Annotated in this window: 20 protein-coding genes; 7 read left to right on the top strand and 13 right to left on the bottom strand. The window is 62.5% G+C overall.

The window, feature by feature from the left end; genetic code table 11:
* Nucleotides 1–27: 27 nt before the first annotated feature.
* A complete protein-coding gene (locus VGL01_RS21375; protein WP_331572903.1) occupies nucleotides 28–1,374 on the bottom strand; it encodes an MFS transporter in 1,347 nt (448 codons plus the stop codon).
* Between the two features lie 309 nt (nucleotides 1,375–1,683).
* Between VGL01_RS21375 and VGL01_RS21370 the strand changes: the two genes are divergently transcribed.
* On the top strand, nucleotides 1,684–2,361 hold the full coding sequence (locus tag VGL01_RS21370) for an HAD family phosphatase (RefSeq protein WP_331572902.1): 678 nt from the start codon (nucleotides 1,684–1,686) through the stop codon (nucleotides 2,359–2,361).
* Here the strand turns inward: VGL01_RS21370 and VGL01_RS21365 are convergent.
* Nucleotides 2,358–3,047: a hypothetical protein gene (locus tag VGL01_RS21365; RefSeq protein WP_331572901.1), complete on the bottom strand. Its 690-nt coding sequence runs from the start codon at nucleotides 3,045–3,047 to the stop codon at nucleotides 2,358–2,360. The two genes, VGL01_RS21370 and VGL01_RS21365, sit on opposite strands and share 4 nt — an antisense overlap.
* Nucleotides 3,048–3,461: 414 nt before the next feature.
* Between VGL01_RS21365 and VGL01_RS21360 the strand changes: the two genes are divergently transcribed.
* The gene (locus VGL01_RS21360) at nucleotides 3,462–4,019 is read left to right on the top strand and encodes a hypothetical protein (protein WP_414720319.1); all 558 of its coding nucleotides are present in this window, start codon (nucleotides 3,462–3,464) and stop codon (nucleotides 4,017–4,019) included.
* 35 nt (nucleotides 4,020–4,054) lie between these two features.
* Here the strand turns inward: VGL01_RS21360 and VGL01_RS21355 are convergent, their stop codons facing one another.
* Genes VGL01_RS21355 through VGL01_RS21340 form a run of 4 tightly spaced genes read right to left on the bottom strand, consistent with a single transcriptional unit; the run spans nucleotide 4,055 to nucleotide 8,143 of the window.
* Nucleotides 4,055–5,155: an MBL fold metallo-hydrolase gene (locus tag VGL01_RS21355; protein WP_331572899.1), complete on the bottom strand. Its 1,101-nt coding sequence runs from the start codon at nucleotides 5,153–5,155 to the stop codon at nucleotides 4,055–4,057.
* Nucleotides 5,156–5,157: 2 nt separating this feature from the next.
* Nucleotides 5,158–6,042, bottom strand: a complete 885-nt coding sequence (locus VGL01_RS21350) for a quinoprotein dehydrogenase-associated SoxYZ-like carrier (RefSeq protein WP_331572897.1) — start codon at nucleotides 6,040–6,042, stop codon at nucleotides 5,158–5,160.
* A 23-nt stretch (nucleotides 6,043–6,065) separates the two neighbouring features.
* The gene (locus VGL01_RS21345) at nucleotides 6,066–7,043 is read right to left on the bottom strand and encodes a quinoprotein relay system zinc metallohydrolase 2 (RefSeq protein ID WP_331572895.1); all 978 of its coding nucleotides are present in this window, start codon (nucleotides 7,041–7,043) and stop codon (nucleotides 6,066–6,068) included.
* A gap of 47 nt (nucleotides 7,044–7,090) precedes the next feature.
* Nucleotides 7,091–8,143, bottom strand: coding sequence for an NADP(H)-dependent aldo-keto reductase (locus tag VGL01_RS21340; RefSeq protein WP_331572893.1), 1,053 nt, complete (start codon nucleotides 8,141–8,143; stop codon nucleotides 7,091–7,093).
* A gap of 204 nt (nucleotides 8,144–8,347) precedes the next feature.
* On the opposite strand from VGL01_RS21340, the gene VGL01_RS21335 reads away from it, so the two are divergent.
* Nucleotides 8,348–9,247: a DMT family transporter gene (locus tag VGL01_RS21335; protein WP_331572891.1), complete on the top strand. Its 900-nt coding sequence runs from the start codon at nucleotides 8,348–8,350 to the stop codon at nucleotides 9,245–9,247.
* A 13-nt stretch (nucleotides 9,248–9,260) separates the two neighbouring features.
* Here the strand turns inward: VGL01_RS21335 and VGL01_RS21330 are convergent, their stop codons facing one another.
* Nucleotides 9,261–10,118, bottom strand: coding sequence for a class I SAM-dependent methyltransferase (locus VGL01_RS21330; RefSeq protein WP_331572889.1), 858 nt, complete (start codon nucleotides 10,116–10,118; stop codon nucleotides 9,261–9,263).
* Between the two features lie 525 nt (nucleotides 10,119–10,643).
* On the opposite strand from VGL01_RS21330, the gene VGL01_RS21325 reads away from it, so the two are divergent.
* Both VGL01_RS21325 and dbpA read left to right on the top strand, forming a co-directional pair.
* Nucleotides 10,644–13,556 carry a hypothetical protein gene (locus tag VGL01_RS21325; protein ID WP_331572887.1) on the top strand — a complete coding sequence of 971 codons (2,913 nt, stop codon included), beginning with the start codon at nucleotides 10,644–10,646 and terminating at the stop codon, nucleotides 13,554–13,556.
* A gap of 150 nt (nucleotides 13,557–13,706) precedes the next feature.
* Nucleotides 13,707–15,104: an ATP-dependent RNA helicase DbpA gene (gene dbpA / locus VGL01_RS21320; RefSeq protein ID WP_331572885.1), complete on the top strand. Its 1,398-nt coding sequence runs from the start codon at nucleotides 13,707–13,709 to the stop codon at nucleotides 15,102–15,104.
* Between the two features lie 61 nt (nucleotides 15,105–15,165).
* Here the strand turns inward: dbpA and VGL01_RS21315 are convergent, their stop codons facing one another.
* Complete coding sequence (locus VGL01_RS21315) at nucleotides 15,166–15,465, bottom strand: 2Fe-2S iron-sulfur cluster-binding protein (RefSeq protein WP_331572883.1); 300 nt, start codon at nucleotides 15,463–15,465, stop codon at nucleotides 15,166–15,168.
* A gap of 259 nt (nucleotides 15,466–15,724) precedes the next feature.
* Between VGL01_RS21315 and VGL01_RS21310 the strand changes: the two genes are divergently transcribed.
* Nucleotides 15,725–16,015 carry a DUF1488 domain-containing protein gene (locus VGL01_RS21310; RefSeq protein WP_331572881.1) on the top strand — a complete coding sequence of 97 codons (291 nt, stop codon included), beginning with the start codon at nucleotides 15,725–15,727 and terminating at the stop codon, nucleotides 16,013–16,015.
* A 54-nt stretch (nucleotides 16,016–16,069) separates the two neighbouring features.
* Here VGL01_RS21310 and VGL01_RS21305 read toward each other — a convergent pair whose 3' ends face one another.
* The 4 genes from VGL01_RS21305 to VGL01_RS21290 form a co-directional block, all read right to left on the bottom strand.
* Nucleotides 16,070–17,371, bottom strand: coding sequence for an NCS2 family permease (locus tag VGL01_RS21305; RefSeq protein ID WP_331572959.1), 1,302 nt, complete (start codon nucleotides 17,369–17,371; stop codon nucleotides 16,070–16,072).
* A 190-nt stretch (nucleotides 17,372–17,561) separates the two neighbouring features.
* A complete protein-coding gene (locus VGL01_RS21300; protein WP_331572879.1) occupies nucleotides 17,562–18,317 on the bottom strand; it encodes a slipin family protein in 756 nt (251 codons plus the stop codon).
* The gene (locus VGL01_RS21295) at nucleotides 18,317–19,825 is read right to left on the bottom strand and encodes an NfeD family protein (protein WP_414720321.1); all 1,509 of its coding nucleotides are present in this window, start codon (nucleotides 19,823–19,825) and stop codon (nucleotides 18,317–18,319) included. The genes VGL01_RS21300 and VGL01_RS21295 overlap by 1 nt, the downstream gene beginning before the upstream one ends.
* A 249-nt stretch (nucleotides 19,826–20,074) precedes the next feature.
* A complete protein-coding gene (locus VGL01_RS21290; protein ID WP_331572875.1) occupies nucleotides 20,075–21,232 on the bottom strand; it encodes a hypothetical protein in 1,158 nt (385 codons plus the stop codon).
* A gap of 155 nt (nucleotides 21,233–21,387) precedes the next feature.
* On the opposite strand from VGL01_RS21290, the gene VGL01_RS21285 reads away from it, so the two are divergent.
* A complete protein-coding gene (locus tag VGL01_RS21285; RefSeq protein ID WP_331572873.1) occupies nucleotides 21,388–22,182 on the top strand; it encodes a hypothetical protein in 795 nt (264 codons plus the stop codon).
* A gap of 31 nt (nucleotides 22,183–22,213) precedes the next feature.
* Here the strand turns inward: VGL01_RS21285 and VGL01_RS21280 are convergent, their stop codons facing one another.
* Nucleotides 22,214–23,137 (bottom strand): glutaminase, encoded by a 924-nt coding sequence (locus VGL01_RS21280; protein ID WP_331572872.1) that lies wholly within the window; start codon nucleotides 23,135–23,137, stop codon nucleotides 22,214–22,216.
* Between the last annotated feature and the right edge of the window lie 263 nt (nucleotides 23,138–23,400).

Raw genomic sequence — 23,400 nt, 5'->3', positions numbered from 1 at the left:
CCCGCCGCGCAGCCGGCCGCGCCGGGATCAGTCCTCGATCCGCGAATGCCGTTTCGAATCGCGCGAGAAGATATAGACGAGCAGGGAACAGAAGATCGCTCCCGTGACGTACCAATAGAACATTTCCTCATGTCCGGCCTGCTTGAGCCACAACGCAATGTACTCGGCGGTACCGCCGAAAATCGATACGGTAACAGCATATGGAAGGCCCACACCCAAAGCACGCACTTCGGCCGGGAAAAGCTCGGCCTTCACCACTGCGTTGATCGAGGTGTAGCCCGAGACGATGACGAGTGCCGCCACGATCAGGAAAAAGGCGGTCCACGCGCTGTGAGTATGACTGATGGCCGTCATGATCGGCACGGTAAACAGTGTGCCGAAAATGCCGAAGGCAATGAGAATCGGGCGCCGGCCAATGCGGTCCGAAATGGCCCCGACGAGCGGCTGCAGCGCGGCGAAAAGCACAAGCGACGCACCCGAAACGAGCGTTGCGTCGAGCTTGCTCATGCCGACGGTGTTCGCGAGAAACTTCTGCATGTAGATCGAGTAGGTGTAGAACGCGACCGTACCGCCCATCGTGAGCCCCACGACGGTCAGCACCGCACGCGGATGCCTGGCCAACTCGGCCAGCGAGCCGCGCGCTTTGCGCGCCTTACGGGCTTTTTCGAATTCGCCCGTTTCTTCCATCGTTGCGCGCAAACGCATGCCGACGAGCGCGCACGCCGCACCGACAAAAAACGGGATGCGCCAGCCCCACGACTCGAGTTGCTGCGTCGTCAGCAGGAATTGCTGCATGACGATCAAAAGCACGATCGCCACGAGTTGACCCATGATCAAGGTCACGTACTGGAAGCTCGAGTAAAAGCCGCGATGCTTTGCGGTGGCGACCTCGCTCAGATAGGTGGCCGACGTGCCATATTCGCCGCCGATGCTGAGACCCTGCAGCAGGCGCGCGAGCACGAGCAGTGCCGGAGCGGCCGCACCGATGGTTTGATAACTCGGGCACAGCGCGATGATGAGCGAACCGAGGCACATCATGACCACGGAGATGAGCAGGGCTGAGCGGCGCCCGTGCCGGTCGGCATAAATACCCATCAACCAGCCGCCGATCGGGCGGGCAAGAAAGCCGACGGCAAAGACCGCTGCCGTATTGAGCAGCTGGGCGGTGCTGTTGCCGGCCGGAAAAAACGACTTCGCGAAATAGAGCGCGAACGCGGAATACACGTACCAGTCGTACCATTCGATGAGGTTGCCGACCGAGCCGGAAAAGATCGAGCGCAGACGCCAGCGCGTGTCTTTCGAGGTGGAAACCGGCAATTCGCCGGCACTGGCGGCGCGCGCGGGTGCGGCCACGTTTGAAGGAACAGGATTCATCGTGTCTCCGGAATGTTGTCAACCATTCGCTCGGGAAGGAGCGACGGCGCTTGGCAACGCAATGGGTATGCCAATTCCGCCTACACGCCGATCATGTTACAAGCCATTGTTTTTAAAAGAAAAGCGGACGTGACCTGCTAGATGCGACGGGCGCCCTGTGCGACGCGTCGGAATTCAGCCTCCCTCGTGTGCGGAATTCCGCATTGGAACGCGGCCGCCGGCCCCGTCTTGACGACAAAGCGATTCGCGCGGCGAGGGCAACGGTTTGGTATAGTGCGTCGTCTTCACGCATGCGCTCGGACGGAATAGATGTTTTCAGCTGCTGTTTTCGATATGGATGGATTGCTCATCGATTCCGAGCGCACGATCATGAATACCTGGATTGCCGTCGCGCGGGAGTTGGGCATCACGCTGCTGCCGAGCGACTATGTTCGGATCATTGGGCGATCGTTGCGCGAGTGTCACGTGATGCTGGCCGAGATGCTGGGCAGCGAGGCTGTTTTCAGCGAGGCGCGCGCTCGCGTGCGCGCGCAATTGACGGATTCGCAAGCAGGGCCGTTGTTTCCGTTGAAATCGGGCGCCGGCGACTTGCTCGCCTCGCTCGCCCGCGCAGGGATTCCCTGTGCCGTGGCTTCGTCCTCTGGGCGGGAGGAGATCGAAGTGCGCCTGAGGCGCGTCGGCGTGCTGCCGTTTTTTCGCGCGATAGCGGGTGGCGACGAAGTTGCCCGCGGTAAGCCCGATCCCGCGGTTTATCTGCTCGCGGCCGAGCGCCTGGGTGCCCCGGCCGCTCATTGTCTTGCGTTCGAGGACAGCGAGAACGGCATCCGAGCGGCCGTCGATGCTGGCATGGCAGTCGTCGCCGTGCCGGATCTCAAAGCGCCAACCGATGAAATCGCCGCGCTGAGTCTGCATGTGCTCGTCCAGCTCGACGACGCGCTCGCGCACGTGCCCGCCTGGTTCGGGTCGCAAGCCAGCGTCGCTGCTTAGGCGCGTTTCGGATGTTCGCCGATACCGATGATCGAGACGCCGCTATTTGCCTGGCGTTCGCGAAGCGCCTGTTCTCCAATGATTCCGATATGGTTGCCGGACACGTCGACCCACTCGCGCGACGTGGAGTCTCGGGCGATTGACAACGCGCCCAGGGTGCCGAACTCGTTGCGACTGACGTCGATGCGCCGAAGCGTGTCGCTCTCGAAGATCGTCGCTATCCCTTCATAGCCAATGCGATTGTTCCCCAGCATGGCCGACGTCAGCGCGGGCAGCGAGGCGAGAGATTTCACGTCGGCATCGTCGAGACCGCAGCCGCACGCCGTCAGCGATGTCAAAGTGCCAGTTTGCGCAAGCGTCGGCGCGGCCTTCCATTGTCCGATCGGGTGTCCGCTCACATCGAGCGTAGTGAGCCGCAACGACGACAAACCTTCGAGGTCGGCGTGCCTGAGTCCGCGGCATTCGGAGAGATCGAGCGCGCCGACCCATTCCGGCAGGTATTGCAACTCGCCGGGTCCAAAATAGCCTTCGAGTTTCAGCGGCAGTGCCTCCGTGCCGTCGTACCGCTCGCCGAGCCGCTTGAGCGCGGCGCCGTCGCGTATCACGAGGGGCGCTGCTGACGATGACGTGTCTGGCGCGCGTACGCCGTCCGCGTTCTTTGCATGCGCAAAGCGCGTGGTAGCCATCGCTCCCGGCGTTTCACCATCGATGCGGGGCGCGCCACTGTCACGGCCAGCGGAAAGTCTGCTCGGCGCATCGCCATGGCGGCCCAACGCGCGGACAGCAGGGGGCGATACGGCGGCCGGCGTTTCGCCATGCGCCGTGCTTGTCTCATGGCGCGGAGGAAAGTTGCTTCCGTCGATCGATATTGGCATCTGGTTTTTGGGCGAGGTGGCTCGAATGGGCCAATGGTAGGATGGTTCGCGGCCCCGGTTCGTGCACGTGCGAAGCGGCAAAGCGTTGCGCGCAGCGACGGCGTGTTCGAGGTAACGCGGCGCGGGCATCGCGCCCTCGCGCCCTCGTGCCCGACTCCCGGAGCGGCTCATGGGAGGCTTTGGGGTACGATGGAACTCCATGACTCCGCGGGACTTCTGCGCAAAATGAAATTCGTCTTCCGGCTGATGACCGTCGCTTCTGTCGGCGTTGCAGTGCTGCTGGCCGGCTGCGATCAACAGGACAGCGAACATGCCATGCAAAAATTCAAGGCTTTTCTCAACGCAATCAAGCCCGATGCGCTATTGCTGAGAGGGCTGACGCCGGGCGTTACGACCGAGGCGCAGATTCGCGACCAAATGGGCCAACCCGAAACCGAGCGCACCTTCACCGACGGTTCGAAGCGGCTCGAATATCCGCGCGGCCCGCAGGGCGTGACGACGTATATGGTGGACATCGACCCGCAAGGCAAGCTACGTGCCGTCACGCAGGTGCTGAGTGCGGAAAACTTCGCGAAGGTCCGGCAAGGCATGACCGAGGACGAGGTGCGTCGATTGCTCGGCAAGCCCGGCGAGGTCGCCGTTTATCGGCTCAAGCCGGAGACGGTCTGGAGCTGGAAATGGAATGAAGGGCCGCCCGCGGGCGAGGCCTACTTCAACGTTCATTTCAACGCCCAAGGCGTCGTTTATACGACTTCGCGTTCGGACATCATTCGCGGGCATTAGGAAACACGAAGCGGGCAAGACATCGCCGCCCTTGGTCAGTGCGGTTCCAATTGCAGATAAACGCGTTGCACGTTTTGGGGGTGCGCGACCGAATACAGCTTCCAATGGCGAAAGTTCGGCGTTTGCACTTGCGTCCGTGCATTCGTCAGCCCAACGCCTGCGCCATAGGCGTCATGTACGCCACGATCGAGCTCTCTCAAATATTGTCCGACCGAATCGATCCGGTCAGGTTTCACGACCGGACCGAAGCCCGGTACGACCTCGTTGACATCGAGCGCATGAATCCGGTCGAGGGCTGCGAGCCACCCAGGAATGGATTCGTTGCGCAACTCCGGAATGCGGCCCACGCTCACGAGCGCGCCGGCGAACAAGACCCCGGTCTGCGCATCGCGAACCGCGAGGTCCCCAGGTGTTGCGGCCGTACCGAAATACAGCAGATCCAGTTGCCGATCGCCCGCGTCGATGCGCGTGGTCGCCTCGACTGTGCGGTCCGGAACAGTCACGCGCGAACCGCTCATTTCCTCCTCGCCCAGCGTGCGGCGCAGGTTCGTCAGACAAATGGAGCAACGGGCGGCGATCAGCTCGGCGGTACGGCGATGCGCAAGGATGGGCACACCTGCGTCGCGAAAAGCCGCCGCGCCGAATACGAACTCCGGCGCCTGATGCGTAATGACGACGAGTTCGATCGGCAGCGGTGTGACCCTGCGAATCGCTTCGATCATGGCACGGCCGTAGCGATAGGACGCGCCTGTATCGATCACGACCACGCCGCGCTTGCCGACGACGAATCCGTTGTTTGCGACGATTCCGTGATTGCGCGGCGCGACGGCGTCCCCGCTGCCCAACATGGCATAAACGCCCGGCGCGATTTGCACGGGGCGGGGGATGTCGCGCTCGTTCGCGACTTCTGGCTCGCGATCGACGGCGGCCGCCGCCCCGGACGCCGCGCTGATCGTCTGCTCTGTGCTCGCCGCACTGATTTGTGCGGTGGGCGTTGCGGCCGCGACGGGTAGCGCCATGATGCAGACGCTCGCCACCCATACCGTCGCAACGCTCACGCGCAGCGCGCGCGCGGCGGTTTTTCCGAGCAGCCCGACCCGCGCGCCGCGTGTGCGCGATAGAGGCGTTTCCCCCATCGTCACATCCGCGCGGGCGCCGGCTCGGCGCTCGCGTTCTTGGCCGGCACCGGCATGGTGGCTTCGAACACGTGCTCCTGTGAATCGCGGACCGTCGCTTTCAACTCGCCGGGCGTGCGCGACAGGAAGTAGAAGCGGAAATTCGGATTCTCGCTGATCGAGAAGTTGACGTTTGCGGTCATCACCGGTTTGCCCCCGTAGGAGACCTCGATCTTGCGGACGAAATACGCCGATGCGTATTGCCGAGTGATCTGGTTCATCGCCATGCCGGTGCGGTTCGGATGGCTGATCATCAACTGCGCAAGCTGCGGTTGGCCCGCGGCGGCACTCCCTTGCGCGCGCAGACGCATCTTTCCGATGTTTGCGAGCGCCGCTTCGTCATCCTTACCGACGGGAGCCGAGCAGCCTCCCGATGCCTTGATGAAGCGGATCGCGCTGTAGAGGTGGCCGTCGTTGGTCTCGGCAATCGCGCGCATGAACGTGTAGTCCTCCACGCGTACGCGCGTTTCGATACTCGCGCGCCCCGATTCGGGCGTGAATTCGAACCAGCCCGCGTAGGGCTCGGGGTTCTGATCGATGAACAGGTAGATCCGCCGAATGTAGCGCGCCGGCGTTTGAGGAAACTGCGCCGTGATCGAGATGGGCACGATCGCGGCGTCCGCCGCGCGGGCGGGTGCATCGAGCTTGATGACCGCCTCCCCGTGCGGATCGATCTGGCGGTCTTTGAAGGTGCCGTCGCGGAAATCGACCCAACTGGCTACCTTGTTGGGGTCGTCATCGGCCGACGGTGTCGCGCCCCGGGCACCGGGCGCTGCGACGAGCGAGCCTATCGCGCCCACGGCGAACGCCGCGGCCGCAATTGCCCGACGAATAGATTCGGTCTTCATGTGTCGCCTCCACAGCTAGGCAGCTAGGGCTCCCACTCGAGCTCAGCATACGCCGTCGTGACGTTGCGGCGTTGATAGACATCGAACAACTTCCATTGCGGGCGTTCGTTCGCACCGATCGTGTCGATGGCCTGCCGCATCGTCCGGCCCGCGCGAATGGCCGCGCGCACGTCGTTGGCGAGTCGCTCGAGATAGCCGCGCTCGGCGTCGAGCGCCTGGGGCCAGGGCGCGTCGAGCGGACCGTGGCCCGGCACCGCGCGCCGGACTCCCGGCAACGCGCGGATTGCGGCGAGATCGTCGAGCCAACCCGCTACACTGCCGTCCACCACCGGCAGGCAGCCCGCGAAGAGTAGATCGGCGAGCCACAGCGTCCCACTGCTTTTATCGTAGACGGTCAGATCGCTGTTCGTATGTGCTGTTTTCCAGGTTTGCAGCGTCAGCACCCGGGAACCCAGGTCCAGATCGAGCGTGCCGTGAACGAGCAGCGTCGGCGGGATCACCCGGCTGCCCGCGGCAACGCTGCCGAGTTCGCGCGTCAGCACGTGCAGATAGCTTTGCGAATGCGAGAGCTCGGCTTCCGGGAGCTTGTCGCTGCCGACGAACTGCGGGTGATCGTCGAGGAATGCGGCGTTTCCGAAGATGTGGTCGGGATGCATATGTGTGTTGATCACATAGCAAACCGGCAGCGGCGTGGCGCGGCGGATGGCCGCCCGCAGTGCGCGCCCTTCGGCCAGTGTGCCGCCCGTGTCGATCGCTGCGACGCAACGCGTGCCGATGACGAAGCCGATATTGGCAATATCGCCGCCGTTTCGAGGCGTGGCCACGTCGTCATGTCCGCGGTGCGCGTAGAGTCCCGGCGCCAGCTCTTTCACGCTGAGCGGCGCGGCCGGTGAGGGCGCCGCGGCGTATCCCGGCGAGAACGTCACGACCCATGCGAGCGCGGCGCCGATTGCCTGGGCAAGCGCGCCGCTCGAAAGACGCCAATGTCGCGAAAGACGCATGGCTTCGTGAGGACTCCTAAGGACGCGCGAGGAGCACCGCCCCCAGCTCAGGGCGCCGGGTTGGGCTGCGCCTCGTAAAGCGCATCGATTTCGGCGAACGCCGCCTCGGGCAGCGTCACGTCGATACTCGCAATATTCTCGCGCAATTGGTCGAGCGAGGTCGCGCCAATCAGGTTGCTCGTCACGAACGGCCGGGAATTCACGAATGCCAGCGCGAATTGCGCGGGCGAGAGACCGTAGCGTCGGGCCAGCGCAACATAAGCGCTCGTCGCCTGGATTGCTTGCGGCTTACTGTACCGCTGGAAACGCTCGTAAAGCGTGATGCGCGCTCCGGCCGGCCGCGCCCCGCGTTCGTATTTTCCCGATAACCAACCGAATGCGAGGGGCGAATAAGCGAGCAAACCGATCCGTTCGCGATGGCTGAACTCGGACAGTCCGGTTTCGAATGTCCGGTTCAATAAGCTGTAAGGATTTTGAATGCTGACGATGCGCGGCAAACCGAGGCGTTCGGCGGCGCGCAGGAACTGCGAGACCCCCCACGGAGTCTCGTTCGATACGCCGATGTGACGGATCTTGCCCGCTTTCACGAATTCGGCGAGTACGCTCAGCGTTTCCTCGATCGGCACCGTGTATTCGTCGTCGATCCATGGATAGGTTGGCCTTCCGAACGTCATGGTGCTTCGATCCGGCCAGTGCAACTGGTATAGGTCGATATAGTCCGTATGTAGACGTTCGAGGCTGCCGTTCAGTGCCTCGGTGAGATTCGCCCGATCGAACTGGTTCTGTTCGCCGCGAATGTGACGCGGGTTGTGCGGCTGACGCGCCGGGCCCGCGATTTTCGTCGCGAGCACGATCTTCTCGCGTGCGCTGGGGTGCTTCGCCAGCCAAGAGCCGATATAGCGTTCGGTCGAACCCTGCGTATCGGCTTTAGGCGGGACTGGGTACATCTCCGCGGTATCGATCAGATTGACGCCTTGATCGAGTGCGTAGTCGATCTGCGCGTGTGCTTCGCTTTCCGTGTTCTGCTCGCCCCAAGTCATCGTGCCGAGGCCAATTGCGCTGACTTTGACGTCCGAGTCGCCGAGTTTGCGGTATTCCATCGATCCGATCCATTCGTTGTCGAATAAAGACGCGAAACTACCATGACGGCGTTGATCGTGCAGGCGATGAGTCCCGAGCACCGTAGCCAAGACCTTGCGTCTATGAGGGATAGTCCGCGTCGGCTACGGCAATCTCGCTATGATCTGCACGAATTGCCGATGTCCCCCACCTCTCACGCGAGAACGCACATAAGTGCGCATTCCATGCAACAGCGCTTAACACCGGGCACCGCCTTGCTGCTTACCGTGCCGCCTTTTCTATGGGCGGGCAATGCCGTCGTCGGCCGGATGGTCGGTGGGCTCGTACCGCCGCTTACGCTCAACTTTTTGCGGTGGCTCGTAGCCTTTGTCTTTCTCGCGCCGTTCGCGGGCCGTGTGCTGCACCCATCGAGCGGATTGTGGGCGCACTGGCGCCGGTTTGCGCTGCTCGGCCTGTTCGGCGTCGGTTGTTATAACGCGTTGCAATACCTTGCACTGAAGACTTCAACGCCGTTGAACGTGACGCTGATGGCCGCGAGCATTCCCATCTGGATGCTCTGTGTGGGACGGCTTTTCTTCGGGCAGCAAATTACCGGGCGGCAATGGGTTGGCACCGCGCTCTCGATTGCCGGCGTTTTGCTGGTGCTGTGCCGCGGGCATTGGACCGCGCTGGCCCAGTTTCATCTCGTGGCGGGCGATCTCTATATGCTCGTGGCGGCGTTCGGCTGGGCGCTATACAGCTGGCTGCTCATGCGTACACGCGAGCCCGCTCGATGGCGCAACGACTGGTCGGCGTTTCTGGTGGCGCAGATCGCGTTCGGTTTGCTTTGGTCCGGGGTTTTTTCAGCCGGCGAATGGGCGTTGACCGGTGCGCATATCGTCTGGGGCTGGCCCTTGGTTACGGCGCTGCTCTATGTCGGCCTGGGACCGGCCATCCTCGCCTATTGTTGCTGGGGACTCGGCGTTCAGCGTGTCGGACCGAATATTGCCGGGTTTTTCGCCAATCTCGCGCCGCTTTTTGCTGCGCTGATGTCCGCGGCGTTTCTTGGCGAATGGCCGCAGCTCTATCACGGTGAAGCCTTCGCGTTGATCGTCGGCGGAATCGTCGTGGCCTCGCGGCGCTGAAGGCCACCGTTCGTCAGGTCCCGGCGACGAGAATCGATTCGCCGCTCGACGGTCGCAAGCCATCGGTTCGATCGGCAAAGTATCGATCGATGAGATCGGCTGTCGACACATGCCGCGCTTGCCTGAAGCCGGCTTCAAGCGCGAGTTTCAGCATTTCATCGGGAGCGAAAAAGCTCAGGAACGGCGTCCCGGCTGCGCGCGCCCGTTCGTAAACCGCCTGATGCTGCGCGCGCTCCGGGACATCGATCAGCTCCAGCGGCTCCAGAAATGTCATGGCGAGCGTTGAGCCGGATGCGAGCGTTGCGATCTGACGCAGCGTGGCCGCCACGGCCTCGCGCGTCAGATACATCGAGACGCCGGTCGACGCGACCATGGCCGGGCGGGCTGTATCGAAGCCGCCCGCGACCAGCTTTTCCCACCACGAATCGCCCGCTTTGAAATCGACGGGTACGAATTTCAGCCCGTCTGGAATAGCCAGACCCATCTCGCCCAGACGTTGCTGCTTCCATGCTTGCGGGCCCGGTTGGTCCACCTCGTAGAGGCGCATCCGCTCGACAAGCTCGGGCCGGCGTTGCGCGAACGTATCGATGCCGGCGCCGAGGATGACATATTGCGTTACGCCGCATGCGAGCGCCTCGGCGAGTTCGTCTTCGACGAAGCGGGCGCGCGCGACGATCGATGCGCGATAGCCGCTTGTGCCTTCCGGATGCATATCGGGTCGCGCGCGCCAGTCCTCGTCGGGCGCGGCGATCTGCAGACCGATCGTGTCTTCCAGCACGTGCGGCGGGGCATCGACCTCGGTGTGCAGGGCTCGCCAAAGCGCAACGCGCACCGCCGTGCTGTCGGGGGTGGCGGATGGTTTGTCAGGCATGGCTCATTTCCCTATTGAATTCGAGAGTGAGTGAGCGTGGGTAGCGATCCACGGTGTGCCGACGAGTTTATCCGCTCGGCGCACGGGAGGGCTTCGAACTCGGCATCCCGCCCGGGTCGAGCGCATCCGCCTGGGCGGAATACCCGAAAAGACATCGAAATGGGCCATTCCTGAATTGATTGATGCGTTGCACCAATCGATTCGGATCGTCGCTTGTCACTTCGTTGTGCGCGTAACGGCAGGTGCGGTCATTCCGTGACAATGCGCCTCGCGCGCAACCGTGCGCATGGCCCAACGCTTTTCTTAAAAGGTGAACGAGTGAACGACATGACCACGAGGGGTGCCGGGGCAGGACGAGACGCGCTTGCGGGCCGGCCTTTGGAACCGGCGCAGAGCAGAAGTCAGCCGCCAGAGGGCGGGCTCGATTATCTCCAAGGCGCAGCGTTGCGCCGGCGTGTGGCGTCGGGGCAATTGAGAGGGTTGCCTTCCATTGGGCCGCGTGCGGTGTCTCGGCCGAACCTGGAATTGAACGCAGCTATCAGCCATGCCGAAAGTGCGATCGGGCGGGCCGCGAAGATTTTCGATATGCTCAGCGATCCCTATGTGACCCGCAAGCCGTTTCTCGATGCATCCGAATCGTGGGTGCCGAGGCAGTTGGAGAACATGAAGCGGTTCGACTTCGTGACCCAGCACGGCGCGGAATACGTCAACCAGGCCGGCAAGTCCCGCACGGATCACATTCATACGGCCGGCGTCGCGTTGTCGGGCGATGCGGTGCGCGCCCTCAGCGCTGCGCGCACGCACTTCATCGGCGTCCCACGCGTAACGATACTCGGCACGAACGAGAATCCGCGCGAGCACGAAGAGCGGTTCGCCCGCTACGCTGACGCGGATGTATTCGTGCTGCCGGAAGGCGGTCCGCATGCGGCGCAACAGTTCCTCGAGGTTGTGCGGCAGTTGCGGGCTGGTATGGCGGATGAACAGTCGGCCGACAGGTTGCCCAAGGAATTGGTCGTCACCAACTACGGATTCTATCGTCCCCTGTTGCTAGGACTCTTTGGCTTGCCGCCGGGCGACGCTGCGCCAGGCAACGCACCGGTGCGCGAGTACTATCGGCAAGCGCTCGAAAAAATCGTCGGCACCACGCACGACGGCTCGCCCCGAGCGAGAGTCGTATTTGCCGACTCGCTGAAGCAGGTACCGGTATCGCGCGCGCCAGGTGACGCGACGAAAGCGAAAAATGCGCAGCCCGGCACCCTCCCGTCGGCAGAGTCGGCAGGTGAAAAAATCATCGTCAGTCACCCTTTCTTTGGCAGCGCTCAGCAGCACAAGCTCGCTCATTGGGAAGGAGCGTTCGGCAAAGAGGTTACTCAGTTGCTTTCTCTGATCCAGACGGATCTTCCATTGGGCGAGCCTAGTGAGCGCTACCACGCCTACGAGGCCAATTCCGGCGGCCGGTCTCCCGCGCTCGACGGACGATCCGGTAAGGCGGAGTCGTTCTACCGGACGATCTATCATGCCTTGACGGGCGAACATCCGACCGTGACGCGCGAGGAGTTCCTCGCGCGCCTGAAGGGGCTTGGCATCGATGCCGATCGCGGCGACAAGCTGACTTTCATCACAGACGATCGCGGCATCGAGTGCCCGGACTGGCATCTGATCGGGCCATACTTCCCGGCGCACATGTTGGAGAAGTTCTTCGAGGAAGTAGACGACAAGGTAGGCGGCCACGATCCCAAACTGCAATCGATGCCGGGCGCGGAAACGACATGGTTCTTCAACAAGTTCGGCGGTGTCCACGCGGCACTCGAACTGATCGACGAGGCGTATGACGCGTACGAAAAGGCCAACCCGGGCGTCCGGCTCAAGCGTCGCATTCGCAGCGTATGCGCGGCGACACTCGTACAAGTCGAGCTGGGTCGCGATGCGCAAAGCGCTCGCGAGGCGAAGCCTGTCGTGCGCAATTTCTCGGGCAGTACCACGTACGCGCTAAGGAGGCCCCCTGAGCATGTGGATCAAAACGATTCGTTCTCGTGGTGCGTGCCCGAAGACGAAGTCGGCATCGACAATCGATCTGTCGAGGAGCGCATCGAACTTGGTATTGACGGCCGATACGTGGAGGATCTGCCCTGGATGAAAGTGAAGGCGGCGATGGTGGCCTCAGGCGTGCAGTTTGTCGATACGGGAGACAGGCCGCTCGTTCACGACTACAGAATTCATACGTTCGGAGACGAAAAAGCGACCATCTTCGGTCAGCAATTGCAACGAACGATGCGCGCCGAGGCAAAGTCGTTGCTGTTGCAAACACCAGCGTTGATCAAATCGTCCGAGCCACCGGAATTGGCGTCTTCAGCCGCTTTGTCCGCTGCGCAGGCGTTTTTCGATCCTCATGAAATCGAGTGGCGGATGTACGGAAACGATGCACTCGTTCTCGCACACACAACCGATGACGTGCTCGATCTTTCGAAAGCTGCGTACGCATACTTTTCGGCTCATGTTGCAAAACACGAGCATCCCGATCGCAAGCGTATGCTCGTGCTACTCAATGGCGGCGATCCCAAGCTCGAGATTCTGCGACGCCAGTCCCGGGTAGTCTACGGAAACGGCCTGGCCGAGAAACCGAGCTTGTTGTCGAGTGTGTACACCGATGGCGCGCATGCTCTGGCGCGTGTCCGGAAGCACTGGGAAGAATACCGGCGTGTGCCCGCGTCACGGATCGACCCGTTCGATCTGTTCGACCCTGAGGCCGAGCTCATGGAGGGGAGGGTGGAGCGCCCACCGCTGGGGGCCTTTTTCAGTTCGGCCAAGTCGGTCAACGACGAACTACTCCGCGGCTCCGAGGCCATCGGGCGTTTCATGGCGGAAAACGGTTTCGACATGGGCTACGGTGCAGGCTCGAAGGCGATGATGCTCCACGCCGCAAAGACCTTTGTGGATACGGTGCGATCCCGCGACGCGGACCAGCGCCTGTTGGGCGTGAGTACACCGATGGTCATCAAGCTCGAAAACGAGGACGGTCGGTTGCCGTCATGGCTCCATATCGGGCATATCGCTTCCGACATCGTGATGCGAATGAAGCAAATCGTGACGCCGGCGGATTTCGGTTTCGTCGATAAAGGCGGTGACGGCACGCTTCAGGAACTGGCATTCGTGGCCGCGGTGAACGCTGCGGTGCAAAAGGCGGAAGAGACGGGTGTCGAGATCGGCGCAGCTGATCCGCTGATGCGCAAACGGACATTTGTGCTACTCAACGCCCCCATGTCACGCGGCCAGAAGCTTTACGATCCATTCATCGAATTCTATGCACCGTCCGACGCGCGGCCTGACGAGCGGTACGAAGCTGGACGGGAAGTTTTGCGCGGCCTGGGCATCCACGAAGTCACGAGCAGGGCGGGCGAGGGCCTCGAGGAGGATGTCGCGGACATATTGGGGCTTTGATCCGAGACGCCGATAGGAGACAATGACGCCTCCTACGCGGCCAGTGCTGGTGCCGACGACGCCCGCGGATTCCCGTGTGCGTACTGGCTTCGACCCGAAGCCAGGTATCGCCGCAAGCCTTGCTGCGCAAGCTGTTTCCCGCGCCACGACATGATAAATAAATCGACAGTCTCACACTTCGGCGACCTTCCGCTTGCGCCCGCCACGCTCGCCAATCTTGCCCAACTCGGCTATGTCGACATGACGCCGATCCAAGCCGCGAGCCTGCCGATTGCGCTCGCGGGACAAGACCTGATCGCGCAAGCGAAGACCGGAAGCGGCAAGACCGCGGCGTTTGCGCTCGCGCTGCTCGCGCGGCTCGATGTACGCCGCTCGGGGGTCCAGGCGATGGTGCTATGTCCGACTCGCGAGCTGGCCGACCAGGTCACGCGGGAAATCCGGCGTCTTGCGCGAGCCGAGGAGAACATCAAGGTGCTGACGTTGAGCGGAGGCACACCGATGCGTCCGCAAACGACAAGCCTCGAACATGGCGCGCATATCGTCGTCGGCACACCGGGGCGCATCATCGATCATCTCGAGCGAGGCAGTCTGACGCTCGATACGCTGAATACGCTCGTACTCGACGAAGCAGACCGCATGCTCGACATGGGTTTCTTCGACGATATCGCGACGGTGGCGCGTCAATGTCCGGCGCAGCGCCAGACGCTGCTGTTTTCGGCGACCTACCCGGAAGGCATCGGCAAGCTGAGCCAGCAGTTCCTGCGCGACCCGAAAAAAGTGGTGCTCGAAGAGCGTCACGATGACAGCAAGATTCGCCAGCGCTTTTACGAAGTGACCGAGGATCAGCGGCTGCATGCGGTCGGCATGCTGTTGAACCACTTCCGACCTGTGAGCACGCTTGCGTTTTGCAACACGAAGCAACAATGCCGGGATCTGCTCGACGTGCTGCGTGCACAGGGTTTTCATGCACTGGCGTTGCACGGCGAACTCGAGCAGCGCGAACGCGATCAGGTGCTGATCCAATTCGCGAATCGTAGCTGCTCGGTGCTCGTCGCCACCGACGTCGCCGCGCGTGGTCTCGACATCGCGGATCTCGAAGCGGTCATCAATGTCGACGTGACACCCGATCCGGAAGTCCACGTGCATCGAATCGGCCGCACGGGCCGGGCGGACAAGGACGGCTGGGCGCTGAGTCTCGCGAGCATGGACGAGATGGGGCGCGTCGGGAACCTAGAACAGGCGCAAATGCGCGAAGTGGAATGGCACCCGCTTGCGGAGCTGACACCCGCAAGCACCGCGCCGTTGTTACCGCCGATGGAAACGCTGCAAATCCTCGGTGGCCGCAAGGAGAAGATTCGGCCCGGCGACGTGCTGGGTGCGCTCACCGGCGAAGCAGGTTTTCGCGCCGAGCAGATCGGCAAGATCAATGTGACCGAGTTTTCGACATACGTGGCGATCGAACGCGGCGTTGCGCGCGATGCGTTGCACAAGCTCGGCGCGGGCAAGGTGAAGGGGAAGAAGGTGAAGGTTCGTTTGATGGACGAATAGCCTGCCCAACGCGGTGGTGACGCGTTCTCAGGGCACGCGCAGTGACGTCGCTGCTTCCGGATCAAAGCGCTTCGGCATCCGGCACCGTCAACACGAGATCCGTCTCGGCTACCGCGACACAGGGCAACACGAGGCCTTCAGCCTTTTCCTCCTTCGTCAGTCCCGGCCATTCGATGCGGTAGCTGACTCGGCCGCTCGCCAAGCGGCACATACACGTGCGACATGCCCCGTTGCGGCACGACCTCGGCAGTCTGAGCCGGGCGGCGGTAGCCGCCTCTAGGAGCGTCAAGTGCGCCGGCGCATCGAATTCCAGACCGAGCGGTTCGATGCGGACCAACGGGTAGCGGGCAATGTCGGACATGAGTGGTTTGGGCGCGAGCGGCGGAGCGCCGGCAGATGAGTTTTGCAGCGCAGCATACCTGACGAGCGACGAAGACAACGCAAGGCGGTACGGGACAAGCACGGCTCGCGAAAACTTGCTTGTCGCCGCAAAACGCCTAAAGTACATCCAACGGTCGGAATTCTGTCATTTTCCGCCGTGTAGCCCGCGCTGTCTTCAAGAAGGCAGCAATCCCCGCACGGCGCGGTTCGGTGCTTTCGTCATGGCAAAGGCGAATCCCATGCAGATCAGTTTTCCGAACGAAATTCCCGAATACTCGGCACGCGAGTTGACGCTGGCGTTCCCAGCGCTGGTCGACGGGGAGCGTGTGCAATGCGAGATCACGGCGGAGGCGCTGGAAGACCATTTCGGCGCAGCCTCCCCGCGGCTGGAGGACATGGTCGGCGCCTTCGACGCGCATCGTGCGCGCATCGAAGCGGCAGCCCGCCGGTTGCTCTACGAGACGCGCGCCCAATGCGCGGTCCTGAGAAGCGGTTACGTACGCTTTTACGAAGCGAACGCCCGCGCCTGAAGCGCGGGGGGCGGACGATTCACTGAATGCGCGCGGCCTGCGCCGCGCGCATTGTCATTCCGAGCCGAGATAGAAGAATCGGAACAGAAAGACTGCCGCGATGATCCATACGATGGCTTTCACCTGGCGAGCGCGCCCCGTGAACAGCTTCAGTCCGGCATAGGAAATGAATCCGAATGCCACGCCATTGGCGATGGAATAAGTGAACGGCATCAGAAGCGCGGTCAACGCGGCCGGAACGACCTCGGTCGCATCGTCCCAGGGCAGCTCGACGAGCTCGCGCAGCATCAGGCACGAGACGTAGAGCAGCGCCGGCGCCGTTGCGTAGCCCGGCACCACGCCGGCCAGCGGCGCAATGAAAAGGCAGGCAAGAAAGAGCACGGCGACGGTGATCGCCGTGACGCCCGTCCGGCCGCCGGCTTGCACGCCCGATGCGCTTTCGATATAGGCGGTGGTGGACGAGGTGCCGAGCACCGAGCCGGCGACGATGGCGGTGCTGTCGGCCAGCAGCGCCTTATTGAGCCGATCCATCTTGCCCTCGACGAGCAAGCCCGCCCGATTGGCAACGCCCATCAGCGTCCCGGTGGCATCGAACAACTCCACGAGGAAGAAGACGAGAATGACGTTGATGACGCCAGTCGACAGCGCACCGGCGATATCGAGGTGAAAGAGTGTCGCGTCGATCGAGGGCGGCGGAGAAACGACGCCGTGAAACTGATTGCCGGCGAAGAAGAATGACAGCACCGTCACGGCGAGGATGCCGATGAGAATGGCACCGCGCACGCGCAGGAAGTCCAGCGTGACGATCAGGAAAAAGCCGATCGTCGCGAGGATGACGGGCGGCTTGTGCAGATCGCCGAGCGTTACGAGTGTGGCGGCATTGCCGACCACGATGCCGGCCGTTTTCAGCGAAATGATGGCAAGGAACAGCCCGATGCCGCCTGTAATGGCAGCACGGATCGAGTGCGGAATGCCGTCCACGATCATTTCGCGCACACGCAAGAGCGTGACGACGAGAAAAAGGCAACCGGAGATGAAAACGGCTCCAAGCGCGGCTTGCCAGGTAAAGCCCATGCCTTTCACGACGGTATAGGCGAAATAGGCGTTGAGGCCCATGCCCGGCGCGCAGGCGATCGGGTAGTTCGCATAAAGACCCATGATGAGCGTGGCCAGCGCCGCGACGAGGCAGGTTGCGACGAACACCGACTCCTTCGGCATGCCGGCATCGCCCAGAATGGCCGGATTGACGAAGATGATGTAAGCCATCGTCAGAAACGTGGTGAGTCCGGCAAGCAATTCGGTGCGCAGATTCGTGCCGGCTTCCTCGAAGCCGAAATACCGTTTTGCCGATTCCAGCAAGGGGAAGGCTTTCACTTGTTCCATGGACGGTGTGTCTCCTGATGCGGTGCGGTCCGACGTCGAATGCGGTGGGTCCCACTGTACACAGCCGATATACCGATGCCAGCTGTCAGGCGTAATAGCGACTATTTGAGCCGCGCCATCGCTCGCGCATCGAACATGCCCCGAAAATCAGGCGGCGCGCGCCTTAGCGGCGGCTCAGCAGGCTCTCCAGGACATCGATCGGGAGCGGGAAAACGATAGTGGAGTTTTTGTCGGCAGCGATTGTAGTGAGTGTTTGCAGATATCGCAATTGCATGGCCTGCGGCTGCCGAGCGAGCGTCTGCGCGGCTTGCAACAGTTTTTCCGACGCTTGCAGTTCGCCGTCCGCATGGATCACCTTCGCGCGGCGTTCGCGTTCGGCTTCGGCCTGGCGCGCGATGGCGCGAATCATCGTTTCGTTGATATCGACATGCTTGATTTCGACGTTCGAGACCTTGATTCCCCATGCGTCGGTCTGGGTATCGAGCGTCTTTTGAATATCGGCGTTCAATTGCTCTCGTTCCGCCAGCAGTTCGTCGAGCTCGTGCTTGCCGAGAACGGCCCGCAGCGTCGTCTGCGCAAGCTGGCTCGTCGCTTCGAAAAAGCGCGCGACCTGAATGACCGCCTTTTCGGGATCGACGACCCGGAAATACACGACCGCATTGACTTTGACGGACACGTTGTCGCGAGTGATGACGTCTTGCGGCGGCACGTCGAAGACGATGGTGCGCAAATCCATACGTACGGCTTGCTGGATCACAGGGGCGATCAGCACGAGCCCGGGGCCTTTGACTTTCCAGAACCGGCCCAGCGTGAACACTACTCCCCGTTCGTATTCGCGAAACACACGGATCGACGAGGCAACGAGAACGATGGCGAAGAGAATGAGCAGACTGCTGAAGCCGAAGGTAAATCCGATCATTACGATTCTCCTGTGGGGACGACGATCAACACGAGCCCGTCGCGGCGCGTGACGCGCACGCGCGTGCCGGCGGGCAGGGCGGCCTGTGCGCGTACGCGCCAGCGCTCGCCATGTACGCGCGCCCATCCTGTCATTCCTTCGCTCTCGGGCGATCCGCTCAGCGCCGGCGACAGACCGTCGTCGATCACCTCGCCGACGCTGCCGATCATTGCCTCGGCTCCCGTTACGACGGGCCGGCGTCTCGCCTTGAGAGCGAACCGGGACATGAGGAAGACGAACGCGATGCCTGCCGTGAGGAGCGCGGCGATGACCGGCAACGGGATTCCGTAACCGGGGACGTCGGTATCGATCAGCATGAGCGCACCGGCCGCGAACGCGACGATGCCGCCGAAGCCGAGCGCGCCGAAGGTCGGCAGGAATGCTTCCGCGATCAGGAAGGCGATGCCGAGAAATACGAGCGCCAGGCCGGTGTAGTTGATCGGCAGAAGTTGCAGCGCAAAGAGTCCGATGAGCAGGGAAATTGCGCCTGCCACGCCGGGCAATACGAACCCTGGATTCGCGAATTCGAAGAAAAGACCGTACACCCCGATGGTCAGCAAGATCAGCGCAACGTTCGGATCGGTGATGACGGCAAGCAAGCGGCTGCGCCAGTCAGGCTCGAGGACGACGAGGTTGGCATGCGATGTGTCGAGGCGGTGAGCGCCGGTCGAGGTCTGCACCGTACGACCGTTTGACTTGGCAAGCAGGTCTTGCAGGTCGTTCGCGATGAAATCGACGACATGCTGTGTTGCGGCGTCGCCCGCAGGCAGGCTTGCCGCATAGCGGACCGCATGTTCGGCCCATTCGGCGTTGCGCCCGCGCATTTGCGCGAGGCCGCGGATATAGGCCACGGCGTCTGCCATGCGCTTCCGAGCTTCTGTCGATCGCGTATCGGACGGCAACGGTGTAGAGGCGGCGGAGGCGGCTTCGGTATTCGCGTCGTTGGGACGGTCGCGTGGCGCTGCGGCGGGCGTGGGCGGCGATGCGGGGCTCCCGCCGACACCTAGTTCGATCGGCGTAGCGGCGCCAAGGTTTGTGCCGGGGGCCATTGCCGCTATATGGCTCGCATAGACGATATAGGTTCCCGCGCTCGCGGCGCGTGCGCCGCTCGGGGCGACGTACGCGGCGACCGGCACCGGCGACGCCAGGATCGCCTTGATGATTTGCCGCATCGACGTATCGAGCCCACCGGGGGTATCCATCTCCAGGACGAAGAGTTCGGCCCGGTCATGGGCCGCTCGGGCAAGGCCTCGCATGATGAAATCCGCACTGGCCGGCCCAATGGCACCCGCGACCGTCGCGACGACGACTTCGTTCGCGCTGGCTTGCGCACCGGCGAGCGCGCAAGCGAGGCACACCGAAAGGAAGGCGACTACCCTGCCGAACGGTATCGGAATGGATCGCGCCCGGCGCCTAGGCGCGCAGGCAAACGGCGGGCAGTGACGCTGCGGGAACAGGCGGGTTTCCATTTTTTTCATCCGGCGCCCTCCGAGACGCCGCCGCCGGCGGCGAAAGGCCGCGCTGATGGCTAAAGCTTAGGATGAATCGGCACGCAGCGGTAAGGGGGAATCGGTAGATACGTATCGAAGAAAACGTAGCGCCCGAGGAGCGACACGTCGATCGATACGGCTGACGCTGGGAGAGAGGGGCGGAGGGAAGGCGGGGAAGCGCCGCTCGGCCGGCGCTTCCCCGTTGTTCTAGCAGAGGCGATGCGAGCGCTATCGCTTGTCCGTCACCCGCTCCCATCCGTGCCGGACGGCGGCCTTGAAGCGTTCCCAGGCGCTTTCCGGATAGCGTGTTTCCCAATGCTCGCGTGCATGGGGTTCCACTTGAGACCAATCCCGTCCGCGATTTCGTTCGTCCTGCGCGACCGACACGCCGTGGACATATGCGCGGCGATAGTCATCGTAGGGCGCGTCCGCATTCGCATAACGGCTGTCATAGTCACGGCGGAATTCTTCATCGTATGCACTATCGTCGCTGAACGCCGTGTCCATACCCGGGTCGCCGGCGTATCCGGTACCGGGGGTGTATTGTGGCGCGGATGCCTTCACCGCCTCGTCGCGCCGTCGATCGGAATCCGATGGATTGTCTTCCGACTCGCGAGTCGTGCCAGCAGACTGCGGCTCTCTCTCGAAGACGTCTGAAGCATCGCCTGGAACGCCCGAGGAAAGCCCCGGTTGCGCGGCGGATTCGTTGGTGCGAAGGAGCGTGCCGTCATCCGTGCGTGTCGATACTTGCTGCATGCGGCTGCTCGAATTTGGAGCCGATGCGGCAAACGGTGCCGGTGTAGTACGAGGCGTCGGCGTTCCGCCGGCGGCGGGCATATCGCCGACGGAGGCCGAGCTTGCTTCGCTCGTATTCGTCGATTGATGCTGTTGCTGCCCGAGTGAATGCTGCGGCGCAGATGCCAGTGGCGGCTCTTCACGGCTGCTCATCGTGCGCTCTTCATCCTGTGCCCGCCGGGACTGTTCGTCCAGGCGATCGCGCCACGCTTTGGCACGTTCTGCGATGTCGTTCGCACCGGTTCGGCGCATGACGTCGCACGCGAGATCGGTTTGCACGTCCGGTACATCGACGCTGACGACCGCTCCGCCGCGCCGGATGACTTCTCGATAATCTTCCGTCTCGGGTGGATACTCGCCGGGCTTGAACAGCCTGGAGAACAATTGTTCGAGTTGATCGAAGACCGGCTTTTCGCGGCGCACCTCTGTGCCCCCGGGAGCATAGACGCGCGGGCCGCCCGTGGACGACGTGCCAACCGACGCCGCGTAAATCGAAATGTCGGCCTGCGATAGACCGGCTTCAGTCAGCGCGCGCTGTGCCGCGCACGCATCGGCATAGCCGTCATAAACGCCTACGACGGTTTGTCTCATGATTGCCTCCTCCCGGTTGGCTACGGCCTATCGGCATCCGGATGGTGGGATAACCGCAACGGACGTGCCTATATCGGTCAGAGGAAAATCGCTTTTTTAGCCAGCCGTTCGCGCTCGCAAAGGTATGATCGTGCTTTAAATCAGCTCGATCCGGCATGCTCGCGCTCAAACTGACGCTTGTTCCGTTCTTCTTGGCTATCGTTTCAATGTCGGGCAGGTGGTGGGGGCCATCGATTGCTGGATGGTTAGCCGGCTTACCCGTTGTCGCCGGGCCGATATTGTTCATCCTCGTGCTCACGCATGGCCCTGTCTTCGGCGCGCATGCTGCTACGCTTTCCCTCTCCGCGATCCTCGCATCGGAAGCATTCAATTTCGCCTATGCGTGGAGTTGTCGCTCCCATTCGTGGCCGATAGCGTTAGCTGCCGGCCTGGTTGCGTGGTTCATGTCTGCGTGCGGGTTGTCGATGCTGCCGGCATCGCCTGGCTGGGCCGTCACCGCAGCCCTCGCTGCTGTGAGCTTCGGCCAGTTCTTCTTGCCGCGCAGTTCGTCCAGCGCCGCAGGCGCATCGCTTGGGCGCTCCGACTTGATCGGCCGGATGGTTGCAGGCGCGGTCCTCACGCTGCTGGTTACTTCCTTGTCTGGTCGGCTGGGCGCCGCATGGAGCGGTTTGCTCGCGGTCTTTCCGCTGCTCGGAATCGTCTTGTCGGTCTCATCGCACCGCGCGTATGGACCAGACTTTGTGATTTCGCTGCTGCGAGGCATGGTGCTCGGCAGATTCTCGTTTGCGGCTTTTTGCTTGCTGCTTGCGTTCTCGTTGCCTCATCAGCATCCGGCTGTCGCGTTCCTGGAGGCGTCACTGTTGGCCATGATCGTGCAGTGGGGTACCAGGCGACTGGCAACCATGCCGCGAGCAAAGAGTGCGGCAACGAACGTCGTTGCTACCGATTGAGTTCGAGCGAGGTTCCGAGCGATCGCTGTCCTTAAAAGATCGACCGCTTGCTCAGGGTGGTCAACCATTCCAGGGACAACGTGCCGGCGAGTGAATTGCCATTGGCATCGAGCCCGGGCGACCACACGCACACCGCCATTTCGCCAGGCAGCACGGCGACGATGCCACCCCCGACGCCGCTTTTCGCCGGCAGCCCGACGCGATAAACGAAGTCGCCCGCTGCGTCGTAAGTGCCGCAGGTCAACATCAGTGCGGACAGACGCTTGGTCGAGCTTTCGTCGAGAATGCGTTCGCCCGACACGGGGGCGACGCCCCCGTTGGCGAGAAACAGCGCCGCCTTGGCGAGCTCGACGCAATTCATCTCGATCGCGCACTGGCGGCAATATGCGTCGATGACGACTTCAGGCGGCATCTGCAGATTGCCGAAGCTTGCGATGAAGTGCGCCATGGCGCGGTTGCGTTCGGCGTGCGCGAGTTCGGAGTGGGCGACGCGCAGGTCATAGTCGATGTCCGTGGCGCCTGTCAGCCGCCGCATGAATTGCACGAGTGCAGTCTCCGCGCCGACGAAGCGGCGGCAGAGGATGTCCGTGACGACGAGTGCGCCGGCGTTGATGAACGGGTTGCGCGGTTTGCCGCGTTCGGTCTCGAGTTGCACGAGCGAATTGAATGCCGTACCCGACGGCTCTCGGCCGACGCGCTCCCATAGTGCGTCGCCCAGCAACTGGAACGCGAGCGTGCAGGCGAATAGCTTCGAGATACTCTGAATGGAAAAGCGTACGTTGGCGTCGCCGATGCTGAAGACGTTCCCGCCAACGGTGACGACAGCCATGCCGAAGCGTTCAGCGGGCACTCTGGCGAGTTCGGGAATGTAATTGGCAACACGCCCGGCGGTGCGCCAAGGTTCGATGTCGCGACGAATCTGCTCGAGAATCGATTGATAGTTCTGCTCGGTCATTGACGGCGCATCTGAAGGCAGCAGTGAGTGCGGCCGCGATGATACCGCAGCAGGTTTGGCGCGCGTGCGGCCTCCACTGGAGGCGGTCGTGGCGGCCGCGCGCGGGCGCTGAAAAAATGTTGGGTTCACGGGCTTGTCATGCGAGTCTGCTTGGCCTACTATTCGCATCCTCTTTGAGAGGCGCAGGATTGCAGCGTGCCGCGGTCGACGGGTTTTAAGCGAAGCGAGAAAAAACCAGTTGACGATGTACGAGAAGGGCTGCA

The sequence above is a fragment of the Trinickia sp. genome, from assembly GCF_036503415.1.
Taxonomy (GTDB): Bacteria; Pseudomonadota; Gammaproteobacteria; order Burkholderiales; family Burkholderiaceae; genus Trinickia.
This window is presented reverse-complemented; position numbering and strand designations above follow the sequence as displayed.